9 protein-coding genes and 2 pseudogenes are annotated in these 12,927 nt (G+C 45.8%); 5 read left to right on the forward strand and 6 right to left on the reverse strand.

Features of this window, described 5'->3' with window-relative positions; translation table 11 throughout:
- The first annotated feature begins 263 nt into the window (after positions 1–263).
- The 4 genes from L5M10_RS13690 (at position 264) to L5M10_RS13705 (ending at position 4,571) form a co-directional block, all read left to right on the forward strand.
- On the forward strand, positions 264–1,619 hold the full coding sequence (locus L5M10_RS13690; protein WP_028760699.1) for an MATE family efflux transporter: 1,356 nt from the start codon (positions 264–266) through the stop codon (positions 1,617–1,619).
- Positions 1,620–2,007: 388 nt separating this feature from the next.
- Entirely contained in the window at positions 2,008–3,519 is a 1,512-nt protein-coding gene (locus L5M10_RS13695; protein WP_113941018.1) for a hypothetical protein, read from the forward strand.
- 121 nt (positions 3,520–3,640) lie between these two features.
- On the forward strand, positions 3,641–4,108 hold the full coding sequence (locus L5M10_RS13700; protein WP_251068797.1) for a DUF6386 family protein: 468 nt from the start codon (positions 3,641–3,643) through the stop codon (positions 4,106–4,108).
- Between the two features lie 109 nt (positions 4,109–4,217).
- A complete protein-coding gene (locus L5M10_RS13705; RefSeq protein WP_242068336.1) occupies positions 4,218–4,571 on the forward strand; it encodes a hypothetical protein in 354 nt (117 codons plus the stop codon).
- A gap of 11 nt (positions 4,572–4,582) precedes the next feature.
- Here the strand turns inward: L5M10_RS13705 and L5M10_RS13710 are convergent, their stop codons facing one another.
- The 6 genes and pseudogenes from L5M10_RS13710 to L5M10_RS13735 all read right to left on the reverse strand — a co-directional run.
- Positions 4,583–5,761, reverse strand: coding sequence for an AAA family ATPase (locus L5M10_RS13710; RefSeq protein ID WP_105249774.1), 1,179 nt, complete (start codon positions 5,759–5,761; stop codon positions 4,583–4,585).
- A 633-nt stretch (positions 5,762–6,394) separates the two neighbouring features.
- Positions 6,395–6,964, reverse strand: a complete 570-nt coding sequence (locus L5M10_RS13715; protein WP_028760696.1) for a lactate utilization protein C — start codon at positions 6,962–6,964, stop codon at positions 6,395–6,397.
- 1 nt (position 6,965) lies between these two features.
- Positions 6,966–8,360, reverse strand: a complete 1,395-nt coding sequence (locus tag L5M10_RS13720) for a lactate utilization protein B (protein ID WP_113941021.1) — start codon at positions 8,358–8,360, stop codon at positions 6,966–6,968.
- Between the two features lie 10 nt (positions 8,361–8,370).
- A complete protein-coding gene (locus L5M10_RS13725) occupies positions 8,371–9,114 on the reverse strand; it encodes a (Fe-S)-binding protein (RefSeq protein WP_006085148.1) in 744 nt (247 codons plus the stop codon).
- Between the two features lie 310 nt (positions 9,115–9,424).
- The gene (locus L5M10_RS13730; RefSeq protein WP_113941023.1) at positions 9,425–12,229 is read right to left on the reverse strand and encodes an FAD-binding and (Fe-S)-binding domain-containing protein; all 2,805 of its coding nucleotides are present in this window, start codon (positions 12,227–12,229) and stop codon (positions 9,425–9,427) included.
- Positions 12,230–12,306: 77 nt separating this feature from the next.
- Positions 12,307–12,684 (reverse strand): annotated as a pseudogene (locus L5M10_RS13735) (L-lactate permease); the annotation flags it as partial.
- Positions 12,685–12,787: 103 nt separating this feature from the next.
- Here L5M10_RS13735 and L5M10_RS13740 point away from each other — a divergent pair.
- A pseudogene (locus tag L5M10_RS13740) lies at positions 12,788–12,927 on the forward strand (IS4 family transposase); the annotation flags it as partial.

The following is a 12,927-nucleotide window of genomic DNA, read 5'->3' on the forward strand; positions in this document are numbered from 1 at the left end:
CGGCCTTAAACACCAAAAAAGTAGCAGAAAATGATGAATTAACCCACATCTGTTATTGAACTGTACTGAGTTTGTCATTTGGCTGAAATTGGACTGTTTCTGCTTAAGTCATTGTGATGATTAATCTTTATTGTTAATTATTCACAATGAACATGCTTTGAGTTCTCGCTATTTTTAGGTACAATCCATTGTCGCATTTTTGTTCACCCGATCATTTTTCTAGATAGATACGACTCTAGCCCCCCTTTTTGTGAGAAACGCTAATGACAGCAACAACATCTAATCATGCTCCTGCGGATATGAGCTTGCTCGAGGAGCCGATTGCGAAGCTTTTTTGGCGCTATACCATACCCACCATAGCCTCTATGTTGGTGACGGGCGTATATGTGACAATTGATGGCATCTTTGTTGGCCACTATTTAGGTGAAACAGGGCTGGCGGGGATGATGCTAGCTTACCCTGTGGGCGCGATTTTATACGCTATTGGCGCCATGATAGGTATGGGTAGCGCGGCATTAGTGTCAATCAATCTTGGCCAAGGTAATGTAGTCAAGGCCCGTAAACTACTGGGTAATGCCTTTACGTTATGTTTATTAACGGGATGCTTTTTTGCCCTTGTTGGTGGGATATTCTCGCGAGATATTTTGGTTGCTCTCGGGGCGCAAGGGGAGATGCTCGAAAATGCTAACGAATACTTATTCTGGTATTTTGCACTGTGTCATTTCCCCATAATTTCAATGACCTTCACCACACTGCTGCGTAATGATGGTAGGCCATCCATGGTGACTTGGGTGCTGATTTTGGGTGGTGTATTAAACACTTTCTTAGATTGGCTGTTTATTGTAGTTTTCCCCTTTGGTTTAGCGGGTGCAGCGATTGCGACTATGTTGTCGCAGGCGGTAACGGGGCTTTTGTGTTTACAGCATTTTTTCAGTCCGCGCACTCAGCTTAAAATCACTTTTGAGCAGATGAAGCTCAAGCTCGATAATTGCCTCAATATAGCCCGCGTTGGTTTCCCCAGCTTTTTGATGAATCTCTATTTGTCGATAGTGTTAACCCTGCATAATACGGCTTTTTTGTGGGTTGGTGGTCCATTACATGTGGCCGCCTATGGTGTGGTGAGTTACACAGAAGCGTTCTTCTATCTGATTTTTGAGGGCATTGCGCTTGGTACTCAACCCATTTATAGCTTTAACGCGGGAGCTGGGCGTTTTGACAGGGTTAAACAAGCGCGCAATATTGCCTTTGGTATGACGTTACTCACCGCTGCTTTAGGTTTAGCGCTGATTTATTCTCGCCCCGAATGGTTAGTGTATTTGTTTGCCGGTGATAATCCGAATTTAACACCAGTGGCGATTGAAGGTATGCGCTGGTATTTTTGGGGCTTGCCTATGGAAGGCTTAATCTTAGTCGGTGCGAGTTTCTTCCAAGCGATTAATTGTTCGAAACAAGCTTCTATGCTGACTGGCGCTAAGCTTATTCTTATCGCTGCGATTATCTACTGCTTTGCATGGGCGTTCGGCGTGATTGGTGTGTGGGTGTCGCTCGCGACCTGTAGCACTATCTTGACGATATGGATGTTTTACGCCATGAAGCGAGTCGAGGCACGTTTGCATTAATCCTTGCTTTGGGTTGTATTGGTTTCGCCTGATTTATTGACAAGACAAGGGGTGAGACAAGTAACCTTTAGCTTGGGCATAAGTGTTTAGTTTTACGTAAATTTTACAATTGGGGCGATTAATGGCCCCGATTGTAATTGCCCACATATCTTTCGTCGTTAAACATGACTTAGGGCTAGCGTGGGATGATGGCCTCTGGTACATTTCGCTGGTTTAATCTGCAATCAAAAATGACTTATCCAAGCGTGCTGTTGAGCCGAGGCTATAGCCCTCAATTAACAGACTGAGTTCGCTTAGGCTTTTGGGTCGATTGATTGTTGATATGACTGGGTATTGAGCCGAATGACTCGCTCGTTGATTTTAGTAATTTATGTTTTATGAGGCCCTTATGCGCACCACTGCAGTCATTTCTATGCTGTTGCTTGGCGTGTTAACGACAGTTAATGCCAGTGCCAAAGAGAATGAGTTAGTGTTTGCCAGCGACTTCGAAGGCAATCGTTTATCTCAACCTTGGTCGTGGATCATGGGTTGTCAATTTGAAGGCGCTGAACCTCACACAGGTGAAAGTGCGCTGCTTTGCGTCGAAGGTAATAGCAGTATCGTCAGTAAGTACCCTATTTCTGAAGCGGGTCTATTAGAGTTTTGGGTCAAAACCCAGAATACTCAAACCCAATATCGCATCAATGTATTGACCTCTCCGGTATTAAAGCTCGATGCCCAGTGGCAGCATGTTGCTTTAATCGATATCACCCCTGGGGCTAACGAATATTTAGCACACCGAGTGTCTATTGATGATCCGAGTCGCCAATATATCCGTCTTGATATTGAGGCCATTAATGGCCCTATCAGTTTGGACGATTTGAGCTTAGGTAAAATTCGCCTTGATATGGCCCTGCAAAAAAATGAGCAGAAAATTATCGGCGGGATTTTAGATAAGCTGAAAGCTGATAAGAATTACGAAGTGCAGTCTGAGTCATTTCGTACTTTAGGTAAAAATTATGCCGCCCAGCTCGAGAGCCAAAGACAATACCTCGAGTACTCGAATGCTATTTATTCAAGTATCACCTTTGTGTTGGCGACGTCTGAGCGTAATAAAATGTCTAACCCTATGGGATATAACACCTTTAGGTCGGTTTTAACTGACGCTAAACGTGTGGCATCACCTCTCCAACAGGCGCGTTTAGGCTCTATGGTTAAACCCTTTGGTGACTTGGCTACTGCCACCTTAAACGTGGTCAGTGCCGGTGCGTATTCTGCCTTTGCCGAACCCTTTAAGTCATTCTTAGCTGCGACTTTTGATCGCTCTAATTATGACAACAGTGACTTAAGCCGTAGTGATAAAAAGTTTGCTGAAGAAAATGGCCTGAAAATTTATCAGCAGGCCGAACGGTTTATGTCTGAAATCGAAAAAGAACTGCAACAAGTCACTGCACTCGACAATGATTTAGTCAGTATGCAGAAGAACTTAGATAATTTCCGTAAGGATCTCGACAAACATTTGCGCAGTTACTTACAGCATGCCAGTATTGCCCGCACACCTGAAAATTACAGCCGAGTGATGAGTAAAGACGAGCAGGCACGCGCGCTGGTGATTGCTGAGGCGAGTGCCAATATCAGTGCTAAAGCTGAGGCGCTATTGGCTTCGAACAGCAATGCAGAGTTAGTGCAGTACATGATTAAAACCACTGAGAAGATTGATGAATTTCAAGAGTTCAAGGAACGTTTTAATCAGATCACTTCGGCCATGCTGACCTTCTACGACAAATTTGAGCGCTCAATTGCCGCCGAGCAAAACCCCTTTACCGATCCTAGCGACCGCGCCGTGTGGGAGCAGCACGCCAAAAGCGCCCGTAACTACATTCGCCAGTCGAAGGAAGCGTTCACTAAAGCCTTTATGTAAAGGAATGTTGTAAGTAAGTGGTAGTAACGGCCTAAAATTATGGCGATTTTTCTATTTTAGGTTTGGAGTTATCAAGGATAAAACAGGTAGTCAGAATCATTTCTGTTAGTGGGCAAGGATGATGAGTAAACCCTATACAACAACTCGGTTTGACACAGATACCGCCACAATGGCGATATTTGATCCCGCGGCATTAACTCATCGCTGTGAAGATACGGCTGATTGGTGGTCTGTGCCGAGTGACGAAATTTTGGAAATCAATCAAGGTCATGTGCTATTCGTAGGACTTGGCGCCGATGGCTATTATGAGGTTGAAATTTTCCGTAAGCTAGGTGAGGCTGGGCTCAATTCGAATTATCTCTCTGCAAACTTAACAATATTGTCAGGGTGCCTGTATATTGGCGCCGCCGAGCAAGTTCCAGCAGGAGATCTTGGGCCTGAAACAACCTATGGTGGCGCTTTAATTTATGCTGTGCGAGGGAATATTGAGGTGAGGGTGTATCGGCTTACACCCCATAAACTGGTGGTTGAATATGAGTCAACCTCAGAAGATGTACTAAACGAGTTTACGTCTAGCCCATTACTTTAAGCGGCTTACTTTATTCGCTACCATTTTTAATCCCTATACGGGCTGTTAAACACCAAAGGTAACTTGTTAATCATCAGGGGTAAAAAAGCAATTTAACATTATGAGTTCTATGATGAATAATACTAAATGGCGCGAATGTATGACGCTGTTAGCTTCTCGTCCTGTGTATTTGCAACTACAGTTGGTCGGTGAAGAGGACTTTCCTCTCGATTATGAAGCCTCAAATCAAGTGTTATCCGAGATCATGGCTACTGATTGTCTTTTTGTGCAAAGGTGTATTCGCTATAAATCCATTAACGCGATTAGAATTGCGAAAACCGTTTTTCCCGCCGGTTTGGCGGATGACAATGTATTTCTGCTTGCTGAATTAAAAATCAGATTACAGCAACTCGGCCAGTTACCACTAATTGAAGACGATCAGTTTATTGTTATTCATGGCTATCATGACCTCATGGTTTGTTGAATCCAGAGCATCTACACTGGCTTACAACACACTCCATATCTTAAGTTCGCTCTGCGATGGAGTTCATAGACTTCACAACCTAACAATGGCTCAGTTCTATTAAGAACTGCGCCAAAACGCTCAAAGTAGTCTTCATTTACTTGTTTTGCACTGATAAGTGGTACTTCAATACTGACATCTACACGACCTTTACGTATTAACGCTGGGTCAAGATTATCAGGATGATTTGTGGTCATTATTACAAGGCAGTCATCAAGAGGAATGATTCCGTCTAACGCGTTTAGAACGCCACCTAAAGTGAGTGGTGGGTTATCTACATTGCTTTCAGCAGTTCGTGATACCGTAGCCTTTACACAGTCACAGTCCTCTATTAACAACATAGCTCCGGGCGGTACCTTTCTAATCGCCTTATGAATAGTGGCATCATTTACAGTCGATAGATTCAATATGTATAGATCGCGATGATACTCAACAGCTAAGGCTCTTGCTATACCCGTCTTACCAGTACCCGTTTTTCCATGTAACAGTATCGTTAGCTTACTTACAACCGATTTCCCTCTACTTGCGAAGTTATCAACTTCCCCCATCAACTTCTGCTTAAACCCTTCATCTAGCACTAATTCACTAAAGCCCGATGATTTCAATGTGCCATAGCGACACCATTCGGTTTCTTCGAAAATATTCACTTTCGGCTCGGTAGAGATGTCTCCACGAGTATCTTCTAAAAAACTATATAGTTTATCTTTTGCCCACCATGGTGCACTTACAGTAATAGTATCGTATGCCATCGTACTATCGACCTTAGATCGGGTAGCCAACATGAAACAACCACCGTATTTAAACAGGTGCATACCGTAGCCGATAGACTTAACACTGACACGCCCGTCGTAACTCACACTATAGTCATAGTACACAGCCTCAGAGATAGAGCGTGAAAAAAACGGAATAGTAGTATTACTGATCAAAAAGGACAGTTTATTGAATACCTCTGTGCGCGCCTGATGACTATCGTCTATAGTGAGCCGCACAAACAGCAGACTACTGAGCCAACTTAACAGCTTCGCGGGGACATCTTTTAGCATATAGCCTACAAGTCCAATTAACGTTAATGTTAATACTCCAACAATGACAGCCGTCAATAAAGGATCACCATTGGTGAGCGCCTTTATTTGTAGTAATACCTCGTTCATTTACTCACCTTTACTATAAATGCCTCATGGACATAATCGAGAATACTATCAACCGAGTCGAGGATACTACTAAGGTATCCTCAGTATGTGCGCTATCGCACGTGGTTAAAGCGACTTGATAAAGATCCCCTGCTTATCACTAACGATTGCCTTAGAACGTAGCAATATCCCATTTTAAATCAATATCTTAATGTTGAGTTTATATTTAAGCGTCACTAACGTACACAGATAAATATCAGAGATGGCGCCGTTCATCAAAGAGCAGGACGGGGCGACCCTGCATCCACGGATTGACTTGAACAACATCCGCGTTTAACTGCCAGTTCGCCATCTGATAGGCAGGACGCCTGAATGTCGTGCAATGCAGGGATGCATGAGAACGACCATGGCTCTCGTTCATAAGCTTAAAGCCCTAGGTTTCTATTCACCAAGTCGGCGAGTGAATGCCATGGCAAGCCTGTAAACTGCTCGTCAATAAACGTTAATTGGTAAGCAGTGTTAGTGGTTTATCAGCCTACAAATCAAATATCATTCAGCGAAGTCTCAATAAGAAAGCCGCTAATGAAGGCGGCTTTTGTGTTTCGATTATTCCATAACCTTTGAATTTTCTTGGTTACATTAAATCTCGAGGCATTAGAGTAAATACACGTTCAAGCTGCAGGCGCCGTGGGCGCCGACGACGAGGGCTTGTTCGATATCGGCGGTTTTTGATGGACCCGCGATAAACACCCCGAACTCACCTGATGCTAACGTGATTTCTTTAGCTGCCTGATGTAGGGTCGGCACAATCTTATTCGTTGGCAGGGCTAAGATCAGGTTTTCACAGATAAAAGGTGTCACTCTGTGGCCTAGATTCTTATTGTTAACCCAAATGGCACCGTTTTCGGCAACGCCAATGTCACCTGGGATCACTGCATAATCTATGTTTTTGAGCTCGTGGGCTGTGGGTGGCATTTCACGGTTTGCCGTGACACCCTCTACAAGGGAGATGACCTGTAACCCTTGGGCGATAAGTTCATCGACTTTGGCTTGCAGGGCTTTGATGCCACCTTCTTTATGCAGCGTACCCGCGACAGTATTGAGGTTGGTCTCGAACTGGCCGACGAGATTTTCGACTCTTGGCGTCACATCTATGCTTGGCATAGGATGATTTGTTAAGGCCGACAGTTTGAGCGCATTGAGAATTTCAAGTTTACTAGACATCTTATAGGCTCCTGTGTTTCTTAAACCAAGCTTCGAAGCTGGAGTTCGGGGCAACGGGCAGTTCACGGTATTTACCCCATGCACCGCTAAAGGGTTTTAACAGACTACCCGGTAGAATGCGCAGCGCAGTTCTCGCCACACTCATAGAGCAGTTCAGCATGGTTTCGCTTGCCATAAATTTACCCACTAATGGCATGTAACTGTTTTTGCCATAGGGGAGTTTTCCGGCTTCAGCCTTAAGGCGTCTGTGGTGGAAAATAATCTTATCGAGCGGCACCTTAGTCGGGCAGATATAGGTACAGCTGCCACACAAGGTACAGGCCCAGGCAATCGAGTTAGTGTCATCAATCTTAGCGCCCACTGCGATACCAATTGGGCCAGGGATAGTGTAGTTGTAGCTGTAACCGCCGGAGCGACGATACACAGGACAGGTATTGAGGCAACCACCACAACGAATACACTTCAATGATTCTGCGAGGATTTTATCCTTGAGCATCTCAGTGCGGCCATTGTCGACGATAATAATGTGCATCTCACCTTCGGGCTGTGGGCCACGGTAAAAGGCGCTATAAGTCGTGACAGGTTGGCCTGTGGCGTTGCGTGCCAGTGTGCGTAGCAAGACGGCTGCGCTATCGATATCGGGCACCACTTTGTCGATGCCCATTGAATGCAACTGCAACTTAGGCAGGTTAGCACCCATGTCGGCGTTGCCTTCGTTCGTGCAGACCACCACGGCGCCTTTATCGGCAATCGCCATGTTCACGCCTGTCATCGCGGCATCGGCGCTAAGGAACTGTTCACGCAGGTGAGCACGGGCGGCGCGGGTTAAATACAAGGGATCGGCTGCCCCTGCTTTAGTGCCGAGTTTCTCATGGAAGAGTTCGCCGACTTCTTCCTTTTTCATATGGATAGCGGGCACGACTATGTGTGATGGTGGCATTTTGGCGAGCTGAATAATCCGCTCACCTAAGTCGGTATCTATGACCTCAATGCCACGTTGTTCTAAGTACGGATTGAGGTGACATTCCTCGGTCAGCATAGACTTAGACTTCACCAACTTTTTGACTTTATGGCGGGATAAAATGTCATGCACGATACGATTGTGCTCTGCGCCATCTTTCGCCCAATGGACTTGTATGCCGTTGGCGATACAGTTTTGTTCAAAGGTTTCAAGATATTGAGCAAGATGGGTTAGCGTGTGGAGCTTAATTTCTGAGCCTAACTGACGCAGTTGTTCCCATTCTGGGATGCTACCCGCGGCGCGGTCGCGTTTTTCTCTGAGCATCCATAGCGCTTTTGAATGCCAGTCGACACGGGTTTCGTCGCGGCAAAAAATATCGGCTTTATGGGCATGGACTTGGGAGCCATTAGCTCCGTGATTATGATTGTAAGCCATGGTGAGTCTCCTAGAGCGCGGCGTTTAGCACTTGCGCTATGTGGCGAATTTCAATCGGCAATTGCTGTCTGCGGATCATGCCATCGAGGTGCAATAGGCATGAGGGATCAAAACCCACCACATACTCAGCACCCGTTGCGGCGTGGGCTTGGGCCTTGTCTTTGCCCATTTTGGCCGACACAGCGCCTTCATCGACGGCGAAGGTGCCACCAAAGCCGCAGCATTCGTCACGGCGGTCTGGATACACTATGTCTATGCCGGCAATATTGGCCAATACAGCTTCGACTTTGTTGAATCTTGGCCCCATTTGCTCACTTGGGGTGGCAAGGCTTAACATGCGAATGCCATGGCAACTCAGTTGCAAGCTTACCTTGTGCGCGAAGGGCTTGGTAAAGGCTGGGATCGGCGCGATATCGTGTAAAAACTCTGTGAGTTCATAGAGTTTGTTGATCACAGCTTGTGCTTCTGGGCTGCTATCAAACTCGTGGAAGTTTTCTTTGGCGGCCACTAAACAAGAGGCGGCAGGGCAAACAATAGCGTCGCATTCCACTCCTTTAAAGGCGTTGAGCAATTTAAGGGTGGTACTGCGTGCTGCATCGAAGCAACCCGAGTTTGTCATCGGCTGGCCACAGCATGTTTGACCCGCGGGTAGAATCACTTGGTGCCCGAGTTTCTCTAATAATTCCAAGGTGGCAATCGCGACCTCTGGCATCATTTGATTGACTAGACACGGGATGAAAAGGGCGATTTTCATTGTGTTTTCTCTTTCTTGTTAGTGAACGACATTGCCTTGCAGTGTGACCCAATATCCACACTAATGCTAAGGTAGTTGATCAAATATAGGCCTATCTTAGCGGAATAAGTAGCCCTAATTTAGTAAATGAGCTTGTAGATTTTTTCAAAAATGAGAATATTTTAACTTGATGATTACATTGGTTTTAAAATGTATTTATTCAGGTTTTAAATTCTCAAAAAATACTTAATGACAAATAAATGAGAATAGTTCGCTTATATAAACAAACGGGGCTAAAAATAGCCCCGTTGTTTACTACTGTTATACCAGATTAGCGGCTGCACTCTTCGAGCAGATAAGCTAAGTGGCGGTAGGAAATGCCGCTGTGTTGGGTCAAACCGACTTCGCACATACGGTTGGCGTAATAGCCTTCCTTAATCTCGACAGGAATGAGTTTTTTGATATTACGCAGTGCGCTGGCGTTGATTTCAGGCTTATACAAGCCTTTTTCACCCGCGTAACCGCAGCAGTCAATTCCCGCAGGTTTGAGCACTTGTGCAGAGCAGGCATCGGCGATTGCTTGCATCTTAGGTTCAAGTTTCATCTTGCGTGCGCTACAACCTAAGTGCAGTGCCACATTGACTTTTTTGCTGATGTTGAGTTTAGTCAGTAGCTTGTCGTGCATAAACTCAACTAAGTCGATAATTTGTACTTTTGGATTACCTGACAAAGTGCGGTAGGTGCAAGACAAGGCATCGACGATCACTGGCAGCTTGCCACCATTGGTCATCTTGCTCACTGCATCGATAAGTTCTTGGCGTTTGGCATCGGCGTTTTTAAAGTCGCCCTTAGATTCCCACATCTGGCCGCAACATAAATCGCGGGTTTTTTCTGGCGTGATGACGTTATAGCCAGCACGTTCCAGCAGCGTGACGACCACCTCTGGCAAAGTGCGGTTATCGGGATCTTTTGGCGTCGGACCAAAGGTTCTGCCGCCGCAGGCTGGGAAGTAAACCACTGTTTCTTGGCCAACTTTAGCGGGGGATGGTTTTGGCAATTTGCCGCCTTTCGGGAAATCGGGGTTCCAATAAGGCACTTCTTTTGAAATCAAACGGCCGGTTTTCATTAGGGCACTGGTAATGTTATCGCCAGTGATCTTGTGGATCACGCCAAGCATGTCAAAACCTGAACTGATAACCTGGTTAACTGCGCCAAAGTGTTTGGCTTGGAAATCTAAGACTTTTTGTTCAGTAGTGCTGATGTACGGCGTGCGCAGTTTACGCACCAGTTGGCCCATGCTGTTATCCACTGGGCAAGCAATAGTACAAAGCTGGCAGGCGGCACAGGTATCAACTACATCGTATTTAGCGGCGGCGCGCATTTCTGCTGCGGCGGCTTTATCACCGGATTGTTCTAAACGTTCGATTTCACGCAGAGTCGCAATACGCTGACGAGGTGAGAAGTTGAGTGCCGATGTTGGGCAGGTTTTTTCACAGAAACCACATTCGATACACTTATCAACAAAATCATCGACCACAGGGCAGGGCTTGATGTTTTTAACGTGGACATTGCTATCGTCGTTAAGAATAACGCCTGGGTTTAGAATACCCTGTGGATCAAATACTTGTTTGATGCTCTTCATCAAAGTGTAAGCATCTTGTCCCCATTCTTTTTCGACGAACGGCGCGACAGCACGGCCAGTACCATGCTCGGCTTTCATTGAGCCGTCGTACTTGTTAATCACCATGTCGGCAATATCATCCATAAAGGCATGGAAACGATCGATATCGGCTTGAGTCGAGAAGGTGGGGGTAATGATAAAGTGGAAGTTCCCCGCAAGAGCATGGCCATAAATACAGCCTTCAGGGTAACCATGTTTATGGAAAAGCTCAGTGATATCGTGCGCCGCAGCAGCAAGGTGCTCTAGTTCAAAGGCCACGTCTTCGATGATAACTGAGGTTCCCTTTGGACGCTCACCACCTACAATCGGGAACAAGCCTTTGCGCATTGCCCAGTATTTGTCATAAACCGCTGGATTAGTACTAAATTCCATTGGGCGGATAAAGTCAAAACCGGCGAGTTTCGCGGTGACATCTTGAGTATAATTTTCTAAGGTTTTGTCGTCATCAGCACGGGATTCTATCAGTAGAATAGCGGATAAGGCCGGTAATTCTGATAACCAATCTGGCATGCCTGGCTTGCCCGTTACTGCTTTGATTGATGGCCAATCAAGGAGTTCAGCCGCAGAAACGCTTTCACCGTTTATCAGTGGTATGGCTCGTGCGGCATCTTCCATATTATGGAATACGGCCATAGCTGAGGCTTTAAATTTAGCTTCATTCACTGTGTGATAAGTGACTTCATTAATAAAGGCTAATGTGCCTTCCATCCCCACCATTAAGTGGTTGATGATGTCAAATGGGTCGGTAAAATCGAGTAACGAATTGATGCCGTAGCCGGTGGTATTTTTAATGGAATACTTTTTACGAATTCTGTCCGCTAACACTGTGTTATGGCGAGTCATGTGCGACAGTTCTGTCAGCGCATCCAGTATTTTTCCATGGGATTTAACAAAGGCAGCTTTTGATTTTTCACAGCCTGTATCGAGTTCAGTACCATCTGCAAAAAGAAGTTTCGCGGAAGCGATAGTTTGGTAACTGTTTTGCGCAGTACCACAGCACATTCCCGAAGCATTGTTTGCCACAATACCACCAATTTTGGCGGAGCCTATGGTGGCGGGATCGGGACCAATTTTGCGGTTAAGCGGCGCGAGTACGGCGTTAGCGTCGGAACCAATGACAGCCGCACCTAAGGTGATTTGTTTGGCATCGCTACTGACTTCAATCTTTCTAAAACCATCATGGCCAAGGATCAACAAAATACCTTCACCGATAGCTTGGCCAGATAAACTGGTTCCAGCGGCCCTAAACGTGACGGGTGCATCATGCTTACGGGCAACGGCTAATGTGAGCTTTACCTGTTCTAGGGTTTCTGCATGGACAACCACTTCTGGGACTATCCTGAAGTAGCTTGCATCGGTGGACCAGGCAAAACGGCGAACGGGATCATCCGTCACGGGATGATCACCTAATTGCGTTCTTAGATCATCGATGACCAGTTTATAGTTAATCGACATAGCATCATTCTCTTTATTAATAGATTAAAGCCGAAGTCACTGGGAGTGACTTCGGGCATTCAATAAAATAAAACGGCTTAGAATCCACCCCACAGGGTAGCTATTGTGCCCGCCAGTAAGGCATAACCAATGGCAACAGGCATTGTTTTACGGATAATTTCTGATTCTCTACCTGCCATACCCACTACTGTTGCAGCGGCAACCACGTTCATTACGCACATCATGTTACCGGCGTTTGCACCGATACCTTGTAGTGCCAATACCAGTGTGTGGTTCATGCCAATATTGTCGGCCACGCTGTATTGAAGGCTGGAGAACATCATGTTTGAGAAGGTGGCTGAACCCGATAAGAAGGCACCAAAAATCCCCACGATAGGCGCCATCCAAGCCCACACTGCGCCCATGGAACCTGCCAACATATCCGCTAAAGCGACAGGCATTGAGGCAAGACCCTGAAGAATCCCCTGATGATTTACAAATAAATCATCAAATTAGGGTGGAAGCGCATCTTGTTGCATGATCAAATGGTTTCGCTAAAAACTACACTTGGACAACAAGATGCGCGAAGCCAATATCCTACAACATTCTTTACACCAATACTGCCCAGAACTTCACCTAAAACGATTAAACAGCTTGATGCTGGCCTCTAAGGCACTGATTGAATGTAAGACACTGACCTTGACTGAGTTAGGTCGAAA

This window comes from Shewanella sp. SM32, from assembly GCF_025654235.1.
Lineage (GTDB): Bacteria > Pseudomonadota > Gammaproteobacteria > Enterobacterales > Shewanellaceae > Shewanella > Shewanella oncorhynchi.